The sequence below is a fragment of the Shewanella dokdonensis genome (assembly GCF_018394335.1).
Lineage (GTDB): Bacteria > Pseudomonadota > Gammaproteobacteria > Enterobacterales > Shewanellaceae > Shewanella > Shewanella dokdonensis.
Window position 1 is genome coordinate 283,834 of the sequence record NZ_CP074572.1, and the last position, 19,589, is coordinate 303,422.

The following is a 19,589-nucleotide window of genomic DNA, read 5'->3' on the forward strand; positions in this document are numbered from 1 at the left end:
TTACAGGCTCAGACTTAGCCCCACAAAAACGGCGCGCCCCGGCAGGATGATTTCTGAGTCCTCGTCATCTTTGGCCGGTTCTTCGTTAGTCACATTAGTCACACCGGCACGGAATTTCACATGTTCGTTGAACTGGTAACTGCCACCTAAGTCCAGCAACGTATAACCACTTTTGCGTTCAGCACTGCTGTTGAGATGGGAACCGTAGTAGTTACCAGAGGCGTACAACATAAAGGCATCGGTTACATGCCAATCAAGCTTGAGATTAGCCGTCTGCCGCGGCCGACCGGTGAGTTCTTCACCAGTACCTGTCTCGGTATCGAGATAGCTATAGTTACCTTTAAGGCTGAGATCTTCGGTTAAATCAACGCTGCCCGTCAGCTCAAGCCCCTGTAACGTCACCTTGTCTTCGTTATAGTAAGTACGTGTTGGACTGACGCGATCCCAGGCACCTACCGTGATTAAATCTTTCACCCGGTTATGATAAAGGGTCGCGGACAACTCATAACGCTGTTGGCTCCACATTGCCGACAGTTCATAGTTGACGCTGGTTTCAGGCTCTAGATCTGGATTGCCCGTCAGGTTACAAGCGCCCCCACAACTAACAGAGGCAAAGGTTGGGGAAGACTCAAACAAGGATGGTGCGCGAAATGCCGTGCCGACACCACCTTTAACGACTAGGCCGTTTTCTGCATCGAAAACCAGATAGGCACGGGGGCTAAAACGCGAGCCATAATCCTGGTTATCATCGTAGCGGCCGCCCCAAGTCAAACTAAACTGTTCCAGAAAATCCAATTGATCTTGAATAAATAGCGAATGTTGTTCTGTGCTGTCACCACCCGTGACAGGATATTGCACTAGGTCATCGACCTCAGTCTTGTGATATTCCCCGCCCACAGTCCAGTCTTGAGCCAGTGCCGAGAAAAACGCAGTACCGCGGAAAATGGTATTGGTTTCCGCTATATTGCGGCCCAAAGGCGGCTGCAAACGATACTGGGTGTTGTAGTCGTACATCTTGGATTTTTCGCGATAAGCCAGCAGCTCGCTGCCGCCCCAATCCCATTCACCTTTATGGGTCAGGCTGAAAGTATTACGTTCAATTTTTTGCTCACGTTGGGCGGTGGCCGAATAACTGGTCATTGGCACTTTGTCATTATCATATTGATAATCTAAGTCTAACGTCTGATTGTCAGCCACTTGCCAGTTGAAGGAGGTATACAGTTTTTTGGTATTACGTTCTTCGATAGAATCGTAACCAGAGGTCAGTTCATCGTTATTCCAGGTGTCTTGATCCGCTTTTTCGGCGGTGAACATCATGCCAAGGGTGTCAGTCAGTTTCCCCGTACCAAACAGGTTGGAGCGAGTGCGATCGCCACCATCACCATCGGTCATCGCACTGTATTCGGTATCAAAAGTCAGATCCCAATGTTCATCCGCCTGTTTGGTAATGACGTTAATAACGCCACCCACGGCATCTGAACCATAAAGCGCTGACATTGGGCCACGCACCACTTCAACACGAGCGATGGCATCAACGGGAATGGCGGTGATATCAAAGTTGCCACCACGCCACAGACCATTGGAAGAAGACACGCGTTTGCCGTTAATCAGCATCAACACATACCCCTGGCCCATGCCACGGATATAGATATCGTTGCGACCACCAGTCCCGGTATTAACGCTAACCCCGACGCTTGAGCGCAATACATCACCGAGATCTTTTACTGGCAGTAACTTGATTTCGTCAGCATCAATCACAGAAATTGACGCCGGCGCGGTACTCAACTGTTGATCCTTGGCACTGGCCGTCACCACCAGGCGCTCCATCTCACCATCATCAGCCCAGAGTTGGCTGCTGACCGCTAATGCCAGAACGCTTAACACCTGTGCAGCTACCGCTTTTTGCATGTTCATTCCCCCTGAATTCCGTACTTGCAGTACAAAAGTTATCTTGCTGAAATGCTGAATATTTTTTCAACAACACCATCAGACTTTTGGGAACGATAACATATTAAATTAATTTTTATAAATGATATTAATTATTATTTGTGTTGTTATTTTGTTAATGTGATTGAGCTCATGTCTAACCCGTTTTTACGTGTCGTTATTACCCAATACACAAAGACCAGCGAGGAGTATTAATCCCGCACAAACGGCGGCCATTAACAGTACAGAAGTAAGCGTTATAGATGGGGAATAATCGTGGCGTCACCGCAAAAAATAACCCCCTCAAGGTGTGAAGGGGTTATTTTCAGAAACGATGCAACCGTTGCACATTAATCGAGAAAGAATTCTTCGTCGGCTTGTACTGGCAAAGAGTCAATCACTTCGTCCTGTATCTGATAATAAGCATCTTGATATTCGTGCAGATCCATAAAATCTCCGGTGTCATCGAGCATTGGTGAGTCAGTCTGCATCACAGCCACCTCGCAGTTATTACCAGTGACAATGACATAACACGGCACGTCGGAGAGTACACTGGCAATGAGATTATACTGCCATCGCCCCAAATATTACAATTTAGTTTCATTTAAGAAAGTTAAAATTAACGATTTAACCCGTAATAATGTACAAAAAAGCAAATTTTAAGTAATTAAAATCCGTAATACTTTCATAAATATCATCTAAAATAATACTTTTCGGATCTGACAGCGCTCACTTTTAAAGCAATTTATTCCATCGGTCGTCATGTATATCTGCTATTGCTTATATAATTATCAATGGTCGATTGGGAGACTGAATGATGAATCATCTGTTAGACATGGAAGCACGAACACTGGCGGGGTTGATCGGCAGTGGCGATATTCTGGGGATGCGGATGTTTATGGAACGCATTCATCTGCCGCTAGATGTACAAGATCGGCTGATATTTCAATTTTTCGCGATGACCCATGCCGATGCCGCCAGCATTGCCTCTTTATTGGAAAGTGACAGTCAGAGCATAGTGCCCGATAACCTGCGTTACTGACGTCACTCAGCCGCAAAACGATAGACCAACGCCTTCAACGCTTTTTCTGGATTGCGGTCAGCAAACACTGCAGGATTCTCCAGCTGATATAACAGGGTCAACTGCGGTGCCGCCTCAGCCACCTGTGTTTGCAGGAAGGCGCGATCCAGCTCAGGGGCATTGAGACACAACAACACGTTGGCACCTGGGCTCAATAATTCCGGCAGATGCCTTAATAATCGTAAATAGTCTTTGGTGGCAACAAAGCTACCCTTTTGGTTACTTGGTGGATCGGCAATAACTAGTTGATAAGGTCCGAGTTTTTTCAACTTACCCCAGGATTTAAAAATGTCGTGCCCAAGAAAACGCACGCCAGCAGCATATCATTCAGCAGATGGTTTTGCTTGCCTATGGCCAATGCGCCTTTGCTCATGTCGATATTGACCACTTCATCCGCGCCGCCCGCCATTGCGGCAACAGAAAAACCACAGGTATAAGCGAATAAGTTCAGTACCTTACACTGCGCCGCATGCGCTTTCACCCACGCCCGACCATTTGCCATGTCCAGAAATAATCCGTGGTTCTGCCCTGTTAACAAGTGCACCTGAAAGCGGCAACCATTCTCGGTAACTAGGTGCGGCTCTGGCACCTCGCCACACAGCAAACGGGTTTCAGTCTGGTTGCTGGCGCGATATTGATAGACCAGATTACATGGAGACTGCAACACCGCTAATCGCTGACTCAGCGCCTGTGTGAAGCGTTGTAACTCAGCCTCAGCAAGCGGCTTAAAGGATGTCAGCAACAGTACCGGCGCATACCAATCTAAGTTCAAGTGCTCACAGCCGGGATACAGACCACCACGCCCATGAAACAAACGCGCGGCATCACTGGGTAACGTTAATTGCGAGATAGCATCCAATAACAACTGCATATTGGTTATGATGTCCTTTTACTCTTTATCAACATTGGCGCTGTTTTCAACCTTATCAGCGGCAAAGGCACTGGCATCATCGGCCAACAATATCGCTAACTTACGGCTGCCTTCACCTGACTCTAAGGCAATTTTCACAATCATGGTCAGCGGAACAGAAAGTAACATACCCACCGACCCCAACAGCCATCCCCAGAAAATTAACGACAGGAATACCACTAACGTCGACAAGCCTAAGCCGCGCCCCATAAAACGGGGTTCCACCAGATTGCCCATCACCATGTTCACCGCCAAATACAGCAGTACCACACCACCGGCTCCGGTTGGCCCTAGCTGTACAAATGCCAGTAACACTGCTGGTAACGCCGCAATAATGGAACCAATATTGGGAATGTAGTTAAACAGGAAGGCAACCACGGCCCACAACAAGGGATAATCAACCCCCATCAGCCACAAACCGATACCCACAATAGCGCCAGTTGCCAAACTCACCAGCGTTTTAATCACCATGTATTGGTTCACAGAATGCAAGAAGCGGTCTATTTGCGATAACCGCATATCTGGGTCGTTTAATGCCATATGCAGCTTACGTGGCAATGACTCTGCTTCAAACAACATGAATACTATGGTCAGAATAATCAGCAACAAATTGGCCATCACATTGCCCACGCTCGACAATGTATTAGTGGTCAAAGACAAGGCCATTCCAGGGTCAAAGTAGGCTAAAACCTTATCTTTAGAGATCTGAATGTTGAACTGTTGCAGTTTATCCAGCACCCAAGAAAACTGCTCAACCAACTGTGCTCGATAGACAGGTAACTGTTTAGAAAATTCGTTGATTGACCCGCCCACCACTGACGCCAACCATAAACCGGCGAGCACAATCAAAGCCATCAACAACAACACCGCCAGCCAGCGAGGAAGGCGATGACGCGTCATCACCGCAATCGCAGGGGTACAGATCACCGCAATAAAAACGGACAACACAAATGGCACCACAATACTGCCCGCGGCTTTTATTCCCGCCAGCACCACTACCATGCACGCCATTAAGGCAAAGGTGCGTAACGCCATTGACGGACCGTATGATTGCGGCATTGCTAAAATCCTTCTTGTTCCCAGATAAAGTTGCTAATCTTTTAGATAAAACTGCAAATCAAACAATAAGTAATCACATGATGAATCCAGAATTGGCTATTATACGCATTAAAAATCTCAGATTGCGCACTTTTATTGGTATCAAGGATGAAGAGATCAACAACCGTCAGGATGTGATCATTAATGTGACCATCCATTACTGTGCCGAGAAAGCCAGCCAAACCGATGCTATGGAACATGCGCTCAATTATCGCACGATTACCAAAGCCATTATCGCCTTGGTAGAGGATAATCGGTTTTCGCTGCTGGAACATCTGACTGGCAAAATTCTGGAAATTGCCAGTGAACATCCTTGGGTCGAATATGCCACGGTAGAAGTAGATAAACCGCATGCCCTGCGTTTTGCCGACTCAGTGTCATTACAACTGAGTTGGCAACGGCCAAATTGATTTATCAGCAGTTTCACCACGCAATTCTATAATCAGCATAGACAGTGTGGCATCTCAGCGGAGGAGCAATGAAGATACTGATTACCGGCGCCACTGGATTGGTTGGTACCGCATTGGTGGCAAGTCTCGAACCGGAACATCAACTGCTGATTATCAGCCGCAATCCCTTGCTCGCCAGACAAAAACTGGGGCTACATCATGAATACCTGCCATCACTTGATGGCTTGCAGGATCTTAATGGCATTGATGCCGTGATCAATCTGGCAGGTGAACCAATTGTGGGTAAACGCTGGAGCGAATTGCAGAAACAACGGATTTGCCGCAGCCGTTGGGATATTACCTCCAGGCTCAGTAGTCTGATAAAAGCGTCCAGTCAGCCCCCAGATGTTTTATCAGTGGTTCAGCCATCGGCTATTACGGCAGTCAGGATGACACGCTACTGGACGAAGACGCCACACCACAAGAGGAATTCAGCCACTATATTTGTGCCGAGTGGGAACGGCGTGCATTAGTGGCGCAATCAAGCGCGACCCGCGTGTGTATTGTGCGCACGGGCATCGTATTGGCCGCGAAAGGTGGAGCGCTGGCAAAAATGCTGCCAGCATTTCGAGTCGGACTCGGCGGCCCCATCGCTGATGGTCAGCAAGGAATGAGCTGGATCCACTTGGTCGATCTAATTGAATTGCTGCTGTTTTTACTGAATCATCCGCAAACGCAAGGGATCTATAACGCCACAGCCCCTTACCCGGTGAGCAATGCTGAGTTTGCCCGCGCGCTGGGACGCGCATTACAGCGACCAGCAGTACTGCCCGTGCCAGCGTTTGTGCTGAAACTGCTGTTTGGTGAAATGGCAGAACTGTTGATAAAAGGTCAGTACGTGATCCCAACTAAAGCGATGAATGAAGGCTTTCACTTTCAATTTCCCAAGCTGGAACAGGCGCTAGCAGATCTGTTCTAGTCGCAAATGAATGACCCAGCGGAAGCCACGCTGGCGCGGTTCACAATGGCTGGAGATTTTCATCTCGCAAACCGACCAGTAGTAGTTCACCATCGTGTGCGAGTCGAAATTCACCGTAACGGGCGGCGTTAAAATGCGAGGCCTGACCTTCCTCAAAAAACCAAGCATTGCTGGCAATACGCACCCGACCATTGCGCACTTTAAACGGTAACAGCCGCTGTTGCCCAGTCATATCAATGTCGGTATTGGTAAAACGATAACCACGATAAACTGCCGCACCTTGTGCTTGTAATGTCACCAACATCCAACCTTGCAGATTGGGCTGCCAATGGCCGTCATGCTGTAACGCTTGCCGAAGCTCACGCGCCACCACATAGTCCAGCGCCATATAATCCCCTTGCATCAATGAGCGGGGGTCTTTAGGTGCCAGCGCCAGCATGACAGGTTCACCGTCACGCCATACCCCTTCTTTATGCCACACCGATAAATTCACCAACAACAGGCTACACAATCCCAGCGCTAATGCCCAAAGTGCCGTTTTCTGTCGAGGCTGATAGTGAATAGTCACCATTAATCTGCCTCCTGTGGTGCTGGCGCTTGCCACGGTTGCGGCGTAAACCACTGGGTTTTAATAAACCACAGTAGCCACAGCAAACTGATGCCCAGTCCTAACAACAACACGGATTTAACCAACAAGGTATAACTCAGGGAATAGTAAAACCAACTACTGAAGCCCAAGACCGATAATACCCCCATCACCAACAGCCCCCTTCTGCGGCGGCAAACCCCAAGACACATAATGCCAAGCCTACCACCAATCCTGGGATCCAATAGAGCCAGCCGCCGAATAGAAGTAGTAACGCGGCTAACCCCAGCCGTTGCCGGAGCATGGGTAACTGCCTTATCCAAGTGACAGGTAATAATATGAGCACACAGAATAGGTTCAGCAACGCTGGCCAATGTGCCGATAACGCCCATTGGCTTTGATGAAACGCCACGCTAGCGTGCTCCAATAAAGGTAATTGCACCCAAGGCAGCAACAAGGCAGCCGCAAAAGCCAATGGCCGCAACAACGGTCGCCAAGAGCCAAAATCCGCTTCATAGCGCCATAACCAAAAACTTGCCAGCAATAGCACCGGCGATATCAACACCCCGAGCCCATGCTCCAGTAACCACAAGATCGCCGCGCCCAACATCAGCAATGCGGCACAGAAACGGATACTGAAAAGTGCAAATATCCGCCAATGTAGCAACCCCGAAACGATTAATAACAGATAAATATCATCGCTGCGCAGATGCAGACGTTCTACCAATCCGATAGCTATGCCACCGATGGCCGCCATGGCAAAACAAAAACCTAGTTGAGAGAGAAACAGGCCACTGTAGCGGCGTTGCTGTTGCGTCACGATAAAAATAGCGATGACAAAACTTAGCGCGCCACCAATCGCAAAACCATCGCTTTCACGCACGGGCAAAACTAGCATCAGACTGCCGAGAAACCCCAGCATAAAGCCGCTAGCTATCCATGCGGCCAGCGTCTGCAACAGCACCACATACCAAGGTATTGGCGGTGCCACCGGCATTTCGCCTTGCAGTAATTGCCGCGCGACTAATTGCTGCCACAACCGCTGCCGGCTCATGAGGCTTCTCCAAACTGACGTTGCAGTTTCATTAACCACAAACTTATCGCCACCGATAAGCCCACCGCTGAGGCCGACATCAGCAGATAGCCGGAAGATTCCAGATGAAATTCGCTAAGAGCACGCAGCAACCACATATGCAGATAAAACAATTGCGCAAACATCAGCAAGGCCAAGCCATACAGACAGCGTCCACGCCAGTAAATGATCAACATCATTGCAGAGATTAACCACCAGCAAGCCTGTGACCAAGACCAGAATGTTGGGCTGGCGCCGCGGTCGAACAGCAAATCACCGGAGAAAATAGCATTCGCAATCGCCACCAGCATCAATAGCCATAAGGCAGCACCACATAAGGCTTCAGTCACTTTAGCGGCTGGCCACTGAGTCATCGCCAAGTGGTTAAGACGAAGTAAAGTCAGATGCAAGACGATATTCAAGAGCACCTGCCACCACAGTAAAGATGTTGCTTGTTCACCTGGGAACCAATGCTGAAAGGCTGACCAGCCATTGACCTCAAACCATTGCCATAACGTCAAATTCAGCAAAAGTGCCAACAAGCCCCAGTGCCAGTCGCTACGGCCGAGCCAAAGCCACGGCAACGCCAACAGAGACCAAATCGCAAACAGTTGCCAATCATCAGCCCCTTGCTGGTAAGCCTGACCCACATAAGCCAACACGCCACCGCTAACAATCGCGGTTAACAAGCTGACCCAAGGCAGCGCAACTTTGAATATGGCGATGCGTGCGGAATATTTCAGCAATAAGAGTGGTGCCAACATCAGTAGCGACCAGATACTTTCAAGCAGTGCCAGCTTGCCCAAACGCCCAAAATGCTGCCAGTTGTAAGCAATAAAACAGATTAACGCAGATCCTAGACACAACACTGCGCCGCCCAGCAATAACTGATTGAAAAACGCCTGCCATTGCTGAGGTTGTGCTTTTGTCATTGCCAGCGCTTGCGGCATATGCGCTTCGGCGAGTGCACCTTGCTGATACCAATGATACAGCAGCGCCTTATGTCGCATACGTTGATCCATAACTGGGCGTCCTGTGGCTGATACAGGCTCTAGTGTGGCGGTTAATTACAAATAAAATCAAGGGATAATCTGTAACCAACTACAATTGACAACATCAGAGGAATGGCGGCAGAAAAAGTAAAGCCCGCAATTGCGGGCTCCTGAATGCTTACATTTTAGCCATCACCCAATAATCCAACCGTTTTTGCGGATCATTGAGTATTTCCTGGCACTTGTCCTTGTATTGCTGCATCAAGGCGCCCATGCCTTTACCGCCAGTAGATTGCATCATCTGCTCAGTTGCTTTGGCTACCGCCTGCTGGGTGGCATCAGCGGACTCATATTTTGCCGCCAGTTGTTCAGCGGTTTTCGCATTCGTTTGTAGGCGTTCCCCTACCGCCGCCATTTGCGGTGCATTCATCGCCGCAACCATTTGCGACCCCAACTGATAATACGCTGCACACTGGTGAAGTTCGTCGGTAAATGCTTGTTCGGCTTCTCCTGCACCAGCCGTTGCACTCACCCCAAGCATCAGCACCGCCCATATAAGTTTTTTAACTGTCATCCTGATCATCCTTTTTGGTTGGATGACCAAAAACTACTTTAGTCAAAAATGAATTTCAAGTTGATCTGGATCACTTTTTCAGGGCACAACAGCACGGCAGCCAAGGGAAATGCGTAATACATGTCGTCCGTATAGCGACAAAGACCTAGATTATTGCGTTTTATGATGTTCCAGCATAATTTTCAGATGCTGTTTTATCTCTGGCCACTCGCTGTCGATGATGGAATACACCACGGTATCGCGCACCGTGCCGTCCTTCAGTAGTCGGTGATTGCGCAAGATACCATCTTGTTTGGCTCCCAGTCGAGTAATCGCCTGGCGACTGGCTTCATTATGAAAATGGGTGCGAAATTCCACCGCTATCACAGCCAATGTCTCAAAAGCATAACTCAGCAGCAGTAATTTACTTTCCGTGTTAACCGCTGTGCGCTGCACACTCTTGCTGTACCAAGTGTAACCAATCTCAATATGCCGATTAGGTTGGTCCCAATGACACAGCCGAGTACAACCCACAATGGTACCACTGTCACGACAACGCACCGCAAAGGCCAGGGCTTCACCGCGTTGCTCAGCATCCAGAGCCGCCTGAATGTAAGCCTTCATTTCATCAGGGTGTGGCACGCTGGTGTACCACAGATTCCATAATTCGCCATCGGCAACGGCCAATGATAACGCTGGCAGATGAGCCAGTGTCAGCGGTTCAAGAATGACATACTCTCCGGATAAATAACCTTCCTGTCCCACAACCCTTCTCCTTCTCGCCTTGTCTTTCTTGATAGCCTGCCACCGAGTTTGTCAGTAGCGACCTTTGATTATCAGACTAGCATGAAACGCGATAGAAAGGACAAGCTGTTGAATACAAATTCAGGGACTTAGCGGCATCAAAAACCGTAGTGACTATTACTGACACGGAACCATCCAGCAATACTGCCACGATGACGTTTGGTGGTTAGCACTTCATGGGGAAAACATTCACTGAGGAAAATGACTAGTGTGCCCGCTTCCGGCACAACTTGTTGTAGTAGATTGTTTTCCATATCAAAAATCTGCAACTCACCACCATCGTCCGCACCCCATTGCTCGTTGAGAAACAGCACTGTAGTTAAGATGCGATTGCGGCTGCCGGGTAACGCATCCACATGTTTACGGTAAAAGGCACCGGGCTGGTAGCAAGCATAGTGACTCTCATAGTCAAACAACCCCATGAACAAGCGCTGGTTTAGCCCAACCCGTAACTGTTCCATCAGCGTTAACCACTGTGCATCTGGCTGTTCTGCATTGTTGAGCCAACGGATATGATCGCCACGAATGGACGTATTTTGCTGTTGCTGACCACCGCGACCGATGGCGGCATGGTGAAACTCAGCCCCTGATTGTGGTACTAGGCGCTGTTGCAACTGCTGGAGCAGTGCTGGCGCCAGCAACTGTGGCAATACTAAATAGCCAGGATGCTGTAATGCCGCCGCGACCCGATCAAAAAAGCCTCACTGCTCATATCGGCCATCTGCAGCTCCACTGTGCCAGACACCAAGGAAAGGAACATGAAGCTAATTGGAAATCGCCAACTTAGCAATAAAATGCAATTTCAAATCAAATAGTTACACATCTAACCATTAGAGATGTAAGCAAATAAGGCATAGAGCTTATCGCTGCTGAAGTGGCGCCGAAGATACATCAACGGCATGAATTTAGGACACAAAAATGCCGACGCTTACGTCGGCATTTCAAGAAGGCAAGCAAGCGCTACAGATAACGAGCGAAAGTACTACCGGCTTTCTGCGGTTTCTGTGGCATGGCAATGGCGGGAGTACCGAGATACAAAAAGCCGACTATCTGATCGCTATCTTCCAGCCCGAGCAATTTATTCACCGTTTCATCAAAGGCAAAACTACCCGTGCGCCAGATCCCGCCAAGTCCCTGCGCAAATGCCGCTTGCTGCATTGCCATCACAGCACAACCAGCAGAGAGCTGCTGCTCCAATTCCGGCACTTTTTTAATGTCACTACGCGTCTTGGCAACCACGGTAATAATCATCGGCGCCCGTAGCGGCATATTCGCGGCCTTGGCGATAAATTCATCGTCATCACCCGCTTCGGTAGCCGCCGCCACAAACACATCGGCTAGCCGATTCAGCCCTTCGTCCTGGGCAATAATAAACTCCCAAGGAGCCAGGCCACCATGATCTGGTACTCTGGCGGCTGCATCCAAAATAACTTGCAGTTGCTCTGCATCTGGTGCCGGTGCCACTAGGCGCGGGCAAGATTGACGGGTCAAAAGAAGTGTTAAAGCATCCAAAATAATGTCCTTTAAAACAGATACCCTAGTGGTCTTAGCATAACAAATTGCCGCTGAATAGGAACGTTTGCAACCACAACTGCTGCTAACTCAACCATTAGCACCGCTGAGATCGTCCAAATCGCTGATAAGATCATCCAGTTTTCGTTGAATATGCCGCTGTTGCTTGGCACTCATCTGCTGTGCCACCTGCACCAGCATCAATCCCAAACGCTGGCGGTTAGTATCCAATTTTTGTTGATATTCCACCGACCGCAGTTGTTCTGGGGTAGTCAGCAGTAATTGCAAGCGCTGCCGTAACACGCTGGGATCGTGACGCTGTTCCAGTGTTATCACTAATTGTTGATACCATTCATGACGGTAATCTAACCACAATTTGGTGATATCGAGCCGCTGCTGATTATATTGGTGTATCAGTTGCTTTTGTGGCGGGGTTAAGCGGCCAATCCAGTCCTGTAACTGCTCCTGCAAGCGTGCATCGGCTTGAGCTAGCCGCTGTTCGGCGGTTTTATCCTGATACTCTTGCTGCAAGGATTGCTGATTTTTTGCCAACTGTTTTTTTATCTGTGCCACTTGCTCATCACTAAAGGAAGCTACCAGTGGCACTATGTCGTCGAAGGTGCGCGAAAAGATCCGCAACCAGTGCTGCCTAGCGTTATCCGTAAACTGGCTGAGAAATTCTGGTGTCAGAGAATGCTGTTGCAAGGCACGGCGTAACTGTTGCAAATCGGCACTGTAACGCGGCAACTCCTGTTGCCGATGCCACTGCAAAAAGCTTGTAACGCCTGATCAAATTGTTGCTGCTGCGCTTTATTCAACGAGACGTAATCATCTAACTGCCAAGCAATCGCCCAGTCGAGAAAGTGATAGCTCATTTTGGTGGAACAAGCGCTAAGCGTCAGCAGCGCAGCCAGTAGCAGTAACCATCGTTTCATCCGTCAGCCTGTCCTTGATAACGGTCGGAACCATTGCGGAATACTTATCACTCTCGTATAAGTTGCCGGTAGTTGTCAAACCAGCTGAAGAATTCTCGACCATCGCGGCAGCGGCCATCGGCCATCTGTAATGCCCAGGCACAGGAATATAACCAGAAGATGTCCAGTGCCGCGGCTAATGCCTGTTCGCTGGACGATGTCAAATATGGATGCCCATCAAGATACTCGCGGATCAGCCATTGTCTGGCCGCCGCTGACAATTGGTGACAGGCGATCACGCCCGCCAGTTCGAACAACGGATGTGAGCTACAACAGTATTCAAAATCGATGCAGTAGAGGCGGTCGTTATGCAACAACAGGTTATGAGCACTGAGATCCCGATGGCAATATTGGTGCGACAGCAAACAGGCATCCAGCGTGGCAAATCTGGCACTTAACGATAACTGTTGTAGCCATTGTAACCGTTGTAACCACTGCGCCGCGTGATGCGTGTTAGCACCCGCATAATCCCCATTAGCGGCCATCTGCTGTAATCGCACCAGATAGATTTGCCACTGCAACTGTAAGCTGATGTCCAATGCGGGTGGCGGCAGTTCGCGTAATCCCAACAGCAGTTGTAGCAGTTGCTGAGCCGGATACCACTCTGTTGCTGACGCCTCCGTAACAGGCGACTGGCTGGCAAGTGACGCCGAGGAGAGTTTGTGCGGTAGTGTAACGGCAAGCTGGCGCCAGGGCACATATGTAGCAGCTACGCCGTTAGCCGATTCGGTGAGCCATTCACTCAGGTAAAAACGTTTGTCACTGTCGACCCAACGCAGCTGTGGTGCCAGCCCGGCAGTTTGCGCCGCACGCCAACATGCCACTTCATTATCGCGATTGCAGATACGGTCGGTTACTGGCGAATTGAGCCGCAGCAGCAGCGAAGTTTGGTGAAAATCCAAACGAAAACTCTGATTACTCAACCCCAGACTTTGCCGCTCAATCGCCGTAGGCATGGGTAATGCCAACTGTTGCAATGCCCGTTGTACGTCCCCAGCAAGCCTACCTGCAATGCTTACGAGTGTCATTAACGCTCAACCAGTGATGGCTGCTGTGCCCGCCAGTCGGCGCGCCATAAAAAATAGCCGCCAACCGCTAAGGCCACATACAACACAAATAGTAATGAGGTCAGCATCAGCCCTTTACTGACGTATAAATAAATAGACACCAAATCAATCACAACCCAATACAGCCAGTTTTCCAACACCTTCTGAGCCACCAACCAAGTGGTCATGACCGCGAAACAGGTGGTAACTGAATCCAGATACGGAAACGAAGCATGCGTGTGATTAGCCATAAACCAGCCCACAGGCCACGATAATATTGTGGTGATAACGATCAATAGCAGATGACGTTGCCACGGCCAGGTACTCACCGCAATGCCCTGTTGCTGCTCACCGCCACGGCGCCATAACCAGTAGCCATAAAACGCCATCGCCATGTAATAAAGGTTGAGCACTGACTCCATCAGCAGTGACACCTTCCAAAACAATACGGTATAGATGGCGGTACTAGCCAGCGCCGCGCCCCAACACCAGACGCTAGCCTTCATCGCTAGCAACAGATACGCTAATGCCAGTATCACGGCAAGCGCTTCCCACAAGTCCATGCTCTGCGCTTCAGTAACTACCTGGCTGATAAGTTGCCACAACTGCGCCATATTCAGGTCCTGCGCCGCAAATCAAATTCACCTTGCAGAAACTTGCAGACAAAAATGGCCTTGCCAAACTGCTCATACGCGGCTTTCATCTCAACCGACAGCATCTGCATCACCGCGTCATAGTCACCACTAACTTGAGTCGATAGGGAATTAGTCACCCGTTCAATACCTTGGTAGCTGTCCAGACGCTTTATCAGCCAGCGAATGGGGTCTTTATAGTTGTCATGCAGCGGGTACATGCTGATATCAACAGTTAATTGCATATATTCTCCTCCAACGAGTCCCGGCTGAGAGCCGGGACATAGGGTATTAGATGAATTTCAGCTTAAAGGTGACACCTAACTGACGCGGGTCGCCATAACGGATGTACTGCTTGTCAGCCCAGTCCTGATCGGGTTCATTACCAAAATAGAAGCCGCGCACGCCATACTGTTTGTCGAACAGATTACGTCCCCAAAGGTACAACGCCCAGCTTTGTGCATCGTAACCCACCTTGGCATTGACAATGGTGTAAGGCTTGGATTGCGAATCGTTGCTATCCGAGTAGTAAAACTTATCCTTGCCACTGGCATTTACATTAGCGAACCAGCCATTATCCGCATGCCAGCTAGTGCCGATACTGTATGTCCAACGTGGAGAATGCGCTAAATCTCGGCCACTGAGATCAATCTGCGTCCCGTATTTATCGTTATAAAGATACGTGCCATAAGCGGTCTGCAAATAACCGACACTGCCATATAATTCTATTGAATCAGACAGATACCAGTTAGCTTCCAGCTCAGCGCCATAATTTCTGGAACTACCAGCATTATCGGTAAACAGAATAAAGCGCTGTTGATCTACAGGATCCTGCAAAGAGGCGGAAACCTGTTGCTGACGACGATCCATATAAAACAGTGCCAGACGTGTTGCCGCAACCCCATCCAGCCATTGCGACTTCAACCCCAGTTCATAGTTATACAGGGTTTCCATATCGAACTGTTTTTTATCCGCCAACGACTGCGGCAAGGTCATATTAAAACCACCCGCCTTATAGCCCCGGGCAATACGAATGTAGGCTTCTTGCCCCGCAGTCAGTTGCTTTGATAGTGCAATGTGTCCGCCCCACATATTCTCTGACGGGTCAAAATTATCGGCATTGCTGTCACTGTAATCACTGTGACGCCGCTCTAGCCGCAGCCCGGTAGATAAGCGATAACCCTGGCCTAAATCGCTATCCAGTTGGCCGAAAATGGCATAGTTATCGGCACGGTAATCTGACTGCAACACCTCGTCCGGCCAGCCGTTGTATTCAGAATACAGGTCATTGTCTTCATGCAAATCCATCAGATAGACACCGGCAAGCCAGTCAGTGGTACCCGCAAAAATTCGCCCAGCTTCATTAGAGGTGATACGAAATTCCTGTGTAACTGTGCGGCGCTTGCCTTTTTTATCCCACCAGTAGTTGTACTCACACGCCTCGCCGTCACAATCACGCGCCGCCCAATACTCGGGATTGGCCCAGTCGCCATCATAACCATTGTCGAAATGGCTGTTGGCCCAACTGGTCAGTGATATCAACTCGAACGGTGCAAAACCGCTGTAATTGAACTTGAGGCTGGCACCTGTGGTGCGCTGGCTATCAACTCCTGGTTGATCTGTCAGGGTATTTTTGCCGTTATTATCTAATGTCCAGGCATCATAGCCATTGTCAAAATCGGCGTGCAACACGGTGAGATCCGCTTGCAGATTGTCACTCGCGTACCAGCGCAGTTTCAAACGGCCGCTGAATTCATCGCGCTGATTGGTATCATCACGCTGCAAATAGCGATTATCCATGTAACCGTTCTGTTTATGCTGCTGCAATGCCACCCGGTACAGCAACTTGCCAGAGTCGGTCAACGGCCCGGAACTGTAGCCACTGAGGGTACGCAGATGGTCATCCCCCAGCGATAACTCCAAACCATGTTCAAACACTTGGGTAGGATCATTGCTTTTCAGATAGATAAGCCCAGCAAGCGCATTGGCGCCATAACGGGTGCCCTGCGGGCCACGCAATACTTCAAACTGCTGCATATCGTACAGGCTGGACACGCTTCCCAGACCAGAAAGGTCAATATCATCGACAATAAACCCCACTGATGAGTTAGGCGCGCCTTTGTAATCTTCCTGCTCGCCGACGCCGCGGATCTGGAAATAACGTGGCCGCGATGTGGCACCGGACCAGTTGAAGTTGGCGACATTGTTGATCATGTCTTCAAAGTGCTCAGCAGCCTGATCGTCAATACGCTGCTGATCGACCACAGTCACACTGGAAGGCATGTTCTCCACCGCTGTGCCACGAAAGTCGGCACTGACCACCATCACCTCAATGGGGGGGACTCTGTGGCTTTGGGCGAGTCACTGTTACTGGGATTATCGGCAGCGAAGACAGCAGTGCTCAATGCCAGCTGTACGGCTGCGGCAATAACACCGGGATAAAAAAATCTAGACATTTGGACCTCAAATATTTGCATGTTTGAGATCCGGCATGGGATAAGCGAAGTGATAAGTGCACAAATTGTGGCCCATTCCTACGCCGGTACTAGCCGGATCAGGTTCTAAGGGTTCGTCACAAGACATCTCAGTCCACCTGCAAAAACAGGCAAACACCCCTTGGCGCGAGCCAGTATACATAAATTTATTAATAAAGAAGAGTCGTACGGCAGAGATTTATCTGGACACAACGAAGAACGAGGGATAACGGCAATGGCAAGAGTGGCAGCAGAATGCCATAAACCTCTTGCCCACAAAAAAGCCTGCCGGGCAGCCCTCCGCGGCAGGCTTGGACACACACATAAACTCAATAACGGTAGCTGAGGCTGACGCGCAACATGCGAGGTTCTACTGGGTGATAGTGTAAATCTTCCACACCATCCGCCGCTTCCCCGCTCAAACGAGAGCTGTACCAGTAGTCAATATCATGATCATTGCTGTCAAACAGATTGAGGATCTCCGCTTTCACATCCCAATCCTGATAAGCGTATCCGAGCGACAAATTTACCAGTGTGGTCGCATCAGCTTCATGTGCTTTGAAACTGTCCAGCGTCCGCTTTCCAAGATAGCGCAGCCGCAGTGCCGCGTGGATGCCAGTTGCATCTGGCTGGTAGTTAATCCCAGCACTGGCAACCCAAGGCACAGTGCCATCCACATACTTACCTTCCAGCGTTTCATCTTCAGTAAAACGGGCGCGGGTTACCGCCAACTCCGCATCAATACTGAAGGCATCACTCAGCCAGTAATAGGCAGAAACTTCTACGCCATAGCGCCGTGAAGCGCGGCTGGGTTCGGTGGTTCCAGCATCGCCCACATAAAGCAGTTCTGAATCCAGATCCAGATACCAGAATGCGGCCGACAGATTGATATATTGCCGATCATAGTAACGGAACCCTAGTTCCGCCCCGGTAGAACGTACCAGTAAATCCACCTTATTCAGTGCTTCACCCGTAGCAGGATCCACCTTGATAGTGGCGCCTCGCGCATCGTTAGAGTGAAAGCCCTGCCCGGCACTGGCATACAATTCCAGATCATCGCTAACCAGATAAGACAGCCCGCCTTTCAGGCTCCAGATACCATCGTTAGCATTACCACTGTTTAGCGTATTGTCACTGTCAACATCGGCGTTGTAGTAATCATAACGGGCGCCAAGACGCAGTTTGAGGTCATTAGTCAACTCGGCTTCCAGCTTGCCAAACAGGCCGCTAGAAAACTCATCAACCGCATCGTCGCGCACTGTGCCGATTTGCTGCCGTGCTTGGGTATGATATAGCGCCACTTTGCCAATGTGATCATAGCGGACATCCATACCGGAGGTGATATCGGTTGTAATGCCGAATGGCGCTACGTGCCAGTCACGCGCCAACTTACCGCCCCAGATCTCCCGGTTATCCACTTGCTGAAACTCATCACCATCCTGTGGATTATCGAGAAAATAAGTGAAATTGGAAAACAGGTTCAAACGTGAGCGGATCACGTAGGCACTGGCTTGCCAGTCACTGTCAACATAACTGGCAGACAGACTGTAGCGGCTCGAATCCCCGCCCAAATCAGTATCTAACGAACCGTACTCATCAATGATACCGGCAGTGACCGCACGTTCAGGGATCTGATCGGCTGAGTTCCAGTCGTTACTGTATGCCATCGCGGTGACCGCCAGTTGTCCATTACCCACGTGTGTCAGATAACGGCCAACAGCATTCACCTTGCGCACATCTTCCTCAACGTCACTCCAAGGGCCATCGTAACGTTGCAGTTCGCCGCCAAAAATAAACTTGTTGTCTTGCCACTGCTGTTGCCCGGTTGCCAGCAAGCGTTGATAGCCATATTCCCCCAAAGTTAACGCCATTTGGCGATAGGGCAAATCGTCGGTCAGCGATATCGCCGCCGAGCCCGCGCCGGAAAAATCGCCCACTTCCGGGTAATATGCGCCCTTGTAGTAATGGATCTGACCAATCAATTCCGGGATCAAAAAGTTGAGATCGGTATAGCCCTGACCATGACCGTGGCTGCGCATGTTGATAGGCATACCATCAACCGTTGTCGCAAAATCGGTGCCGTGATCTAGGTTGAATCCCCGTAAAAAGTACTGGTTGGCTTTACCCGAGCCACTGTGCTGAGTCACCATCATTCCCGGTACAAACTCCAGCACTTCTCCAGTGCGTAGCAACGGCCGGGATGCTATCTCGCCCGCGCCCACTATGCCCTCAGATGCTGAGCTACTCTGCCCTAACAAATTCAGCTGCCGGCCGAAAACCGCGACCCGTTCAATGGCATGTGCCTCTGCGGTAGAAGTGTGTGCAGCATCCGCAGCCTGAACCAGTGTTGCCACAAACAGCACTGGCACCCCGTAAATTACTGTTGAAGTCAATTTCATATCAGTTGTTATTTGGTTAGAAAATTAGCGAGTGATGGGAGTGTAAAGGCTTCGAGTATTACGAAAATTGATCAATGTCATACTTGGTATTATTTTTATAATAAATGTAATACTTCATTTAACCTTGATTAATTTGACTAACTAATAAGCCATTAAAAACAG

General features: G+C 49.5%; 17 protein-coding genes, 4 pseudogenes and 1 riboswitch. Of the genes and pseudogenes, 3 read left to right on the forward strand and 18 right to left on the reverse strand.

The features are described 5' to 3' along the window. Complete coding sequence (locus KHX94_RS01370) at positions 1 to 1,908, reverse strand: TonB-dependent receptor domain-containing protein (protein ID WP_213682092.1); 1,908 nt, start codon at positions 1,906 to 1,908, stop codon at positions 1 to 3. 368 nt (positions 1,909 to 2,276) lie between these two features. After that, positions 2,277 to 2,417, reverse strand: a complete 141-nt coding sequence (locus KHX94_RS01375; protein ID WP_213683536.1) for a hypothetical protein — start codon at positions 2,415 to 2,417, stop codon at positions 2,277 to 2,279. Between the two features lie 323 nt (positions 2,418 to 2,740). On the opposite strand from KHX94_RS01375, the gene KHX94_RS01380 reads away from it, so the two are divergent. After that, complete coding sequence (locus tag KHX94_RS01380; protein ID WP_213682093.1) at positions 2,741 to 2,968, forward strand: hypothetical protein; 228 nt, start codon at positions 2,741 to 2,743, stop codon at positions 2,966 to 2,968. A 2-nt stretch (positions 2,969 to 2,970) separates the two neighbouring features. Here KHX94_RS01380 and KHX94_RS01385 read toward each other — a convergent pair. Then, a pseudogene (locus tag KHX94_RS01385) lies at positions 2,971 to 3,878 on the reverse strand (class I SAM-dependent methyltransferase). 18 nt (positions 3,879 to 3,896) lie between these two features. Next, on the reverse strand, positions 3,897 to 4,976 hold the full coding sequence (locus tag KHX94_RS01390) for an AI-2E family transporter (protein ID WP_213682094.1): 1,080 nt from the start codon (positions 4,974 to 4,976) through the stop codon (positions 3,897 to 3,899). A gap of 80 nt (positions 4,977 to 5,056) precedes the next feature. On the opposite strand from KHX94_RS01390, the gene folX reads away from it, so the two are divergent. Both folX and KHX94_RS01400 read left to right on the forward strand, forming a co-directional pair. Next, entirely contained in the window at positions 5,057 to 5,425 is a 369-nt protein-coding gene (gene folX / locus KHX94_RS01395) for a dihydroneopterin triphosphate 2'-epimerase (protein ID WP_213683291.1), read from the forward strand. Positions 5,426 to 5,493: 68 nt separating this feature from the next. Further along, positions 5,494 to 6,383, forward strand: a pseudogene (locus KHX94_RS01400) (TIGR01777 family oxidoreductase). 40 nt (positions 6,384 to 6,423) lie between these two features. Here the strand turns inward: KHX94_RS01400 and KHX94_RS01405 are convergent. The 14 genes and pseudogenes from KHX94_RS01405 to KHX94_RS01475 form a co-directional block, all read right to left on the reverse strand. Then, positions 6,424 to 6,954, reverse strand: coding sequence for a GDYXXLXY domain-containing protein (locus KHX94_RS01405; protein ID WP_213682095.1), 531 nt, complete (start codon positions 6,952 to 6,954; stop codon positions 6,424 to 6,426). Next, positions 6,954 to 8,023 (reverse strand): annotated as a pseudogene (locus KHX94_RS01415) (DUF4401 domain-containing protein). The gene KHX94_RS01405 and the pseudogene KHX94_RS01415 overlap by 1 nt, the downstream one beginning before the upstream one ends. Beyond that, positions 8,020 to 9,063 (reverse strand): DUF2157 domain-containing protein, encoded by a 1,044-nt coding sequence (locus tag KHX94_RS01420; RefSeq protein WP_213682098.1) that lies wholly within the window; start codon positions 9,061 to 9,063, stop codon positions 8,020 to 8,022. The pseudogene KHX94_RS01415 and the gene KHX94_RS01420 overlap by 4 nt, the downstream one beginning before the upstream one ends. A gap of 148 nt (positions 9,064 to 9,211) precedes the next feature. Continuing rightward, positions 9,212 to 9,607 (reverse strand): hypothetical protein, encoded by a 396-nt coding sequence (locus tag KHX94_RS01425; RefSeq protein ID WP_213682099.1) that lies wholly within the window; start codon positions 9,605 to 9,607, stop codon positions 9,212 to 9,214. A 150-nt stretch (positions 9,608 to 9,757) separates the two neighbouring features. Next, the gene (locus KHX94_RS01430) at positions 9,758 to 10,351 is read right to left on the reverse strand and encodes a GNAT family N-acetyltransferase (protein ID WP_213682100.1); all 594 of its coding nucleotides are present in this window, start codon (positions 10,349 to 10,351) and stop codon (positions 9,758 to 9,760) included. A 137-nt stretch (positions 10,352 to 10,488) separates the two neighbouring features. Further along, positions 10,489 to 11,040 (reverse strand): 2OG-Fe(II) oxygenase, encoded by a 552-nt coding sequence (locus tag KHX94_RS01435; RefSeq protein ID WP_213682101.1) that lies wholly within the window; start codon positions 11,038 to 11,040, stop codon positions 10,489 to 10,491. Positions 11,041 to 11,350: 310 nt separating this feature from the next. Continuing rightward, positions 11,351 to 11,902 (reverse strand): NAD(P)H nitroreductase, encoded by a 552-nt coding sequence (locus KHX94_RS01440; protein ID WP_213682102.1) that lies wholly within the window; start codon positions 11,900 to 11,902, stop codon positions 11,351 to 11,353. Between the two features lie 90 nt (positions 11,903 to 11,992). Then, the gene (locus tag KHX94_RS01445) at positions 11,993 to 12,673 is read right to left on the reverse strand and encodes a DUF6279 family lipoprotein (protein ID WP_213682103.1); all 681 of its coding nucleotides are present in this window, start codon (positions 12,671 to 12,673) and stop codon (positions 11,993 to 11,995) included. Beyond that, on the reverse strand, positions 12,589 to 12,837 hold the full coding sequence (locus tag KHX94_RS01450) for a hypothetical protein (RefSeq protein WP_213682104.1): 249 nt from the start codon (positions 12,835 to 12,837) through the stop codon (positions 12,589 to 12,591). Before KHX94_RS01450 ends, KHX94_RS01445 begins: the two co-directional genes overlap by 85 nt. 47 nt (positions 12,838 to 12,884) lie before the next feature. Next, positions 12,885 to 13,904, reverse strand: a complete 1,020-nt coding sequence (locus KHX94_RS01455) for a phosphotransferase (RefSeq protein ID WP_213682105.1) — start codon at positions 13,902 to 13,904, stop codon at positions 12,885 to 12,887. Continuing rightward, the gene (gene pnuC, locus KHX94_RS01460) at positions 13,904 to 14,536 is read right to left on the reverse strand and encodes a nicotinamide riboside transporter PnuC (protein WP_213682106.1); all 633 of its coding nucleotides are present in this window, start codon (positions 14,534 to 14,536) and stop codon (positions 13,904 to 13,906) included. The genes KHX94_RS01455 and pnuC overlap by 1 nt, the downstream gene beginning before the upstream one ends. Positions 14,537 to 14,538: 2 nt before the next feature. Next, positions 14,539 to 14,799: a hypothetical protein gene (locus KHX94_RS01465; protein ID WP_213682107.1), complete on the reverse strand. Its 261-nt coding sequence runs from the start codon at positions 14,797 to 14,799 to the stop codon at positions 14,539 to 14,541. A 46-nt stretch (positions 14,800 to 14,845) separates the two neighbouring features. Beyond that, positions 14,846 to 17,031 (reverse strand): annotated as a pseudogene (locus tag KHX94_RS01470) (TonB-dependent receptor). Positions 17,032 to 17,068: 37 nt separating this feature from the next. Further along, positions 17,069 to 17,181, reverse strand: a riboswitch (TPP riboswitch). Positions 17,182 to 17,357: 176 nt separating this feature from the next. Beyond that, on the reverse strand, positions 17,358 to 19,427 hold the full coding sequence (locus tag KHX94_RS01475) for a TonB-dependent receptor (RefSeq protein ID WP_213682108.1): 2,070 nt from the start codon (positions 19,425 to 19,427) through the stop codon (positions 17,358 to 17,360). Between the last annotated feature and the right edge of the window lie 162 nt (positions 19,428 to 19,589).

What these genes read in the sequence shown, in the direction of transcription:
- folX (WP_213683291.1), top strand. Translation starts at nt 5,057, where the DNA reads ATGAATCCAGAATTGGCTATTATACGCATTAAAAATCTCAGATTGCGC.
- KHX94_RS01405 (WP_213682095.1), bottom strand. Translation starts at nt 6,954, where the DNA reads ATGGTGACTATTCACTATCAGCCTCGACAGAAAACGGCACTTTGGGCA.
- KHX94_RS01390 (WP_213682094.1), bottom strand. Translation starts at nt 4,976, where the DNA reads ATGCCGCAATCATACGGTCCGTCAATGGCGTTACGCACCTTTGCCTTA.
- pnuC (WP_213682106.1), bottom strand. Translation starts at nt 14,536, where the DNA reads ATGGCGCAGTTGTGGCAACTTATCAGCCAGGTAGTTACTGAAGCGCAG.
- KHX94_RS01375 (WP_213683536.1), bottom strand. Translation starts at nt 2,417, where the DNA reads ATGCAGACTGACTCACCAATGCTCGATGACACCGGAGATTTTATGGAT.
- KHX94_RS01475 (WP_213682108.1), bottom strand. Translation starts at nt 19,427, where the DNA reads ATGAAATTGACTTCAACAGTAATTTACGGGGTGCCAGTGCTGTTTGTG.
- KHX94_RS01450 (WP_213682104.1), bottom strand. Translation starts at nt 12,837, where the DNA reads ATGAAACGATGGTTACTGCTACTGGCTGCGCTGCTGACGCTTAGCGCT.
- KHX94_RS01420 (WP_213682098.1), bottom strand. Translation starts at nt 9,063, where the DNA reads ATGGATCAACGTATGCGACATAAGGCGCTGCTGTATCATTGGTATCAG.
- KHX94_RS01455 (WP_213682105.1), bottom strand. Translation starts at nt 13,904, where the DNA reads ATGACACTCGTAAGCATTGCAGGTAGGCTTGCTGGGGACGTACAACGG.
- KHX94_RS01380 (WP_213682093.1), top strand. Translation starts at nt 2,741, where the DNA reads ATGATGAATCATCTGTTAGACATGGAAGCACGAACACTGGCGGGGTTG.
- KHX94_RS01370 (WP_213682092.1), bottom strand. Translation starts at nt 1,908, where the DNA reads ATGCAAAAAGCGGTAGCTGCACAGGTGTTAAGCGTTCTGGCATTAGCG.
- KHX94_RS01465 (WP_213682107.1), bottom strand. Translation starts at nt 14,799, where the DNA reads ATGCAATTAACTGTTGATATCAGCATGTACCCGCTGCATGACAACTAT.
- KHX94_RS01425 (WP_213682099.1), bottom strand. Translation starts at nt 9,607, where the DNA reads ATGACAGTTAAAAAACTTATATGGGCGGTGCTGATGCTTGGGGTGAGT.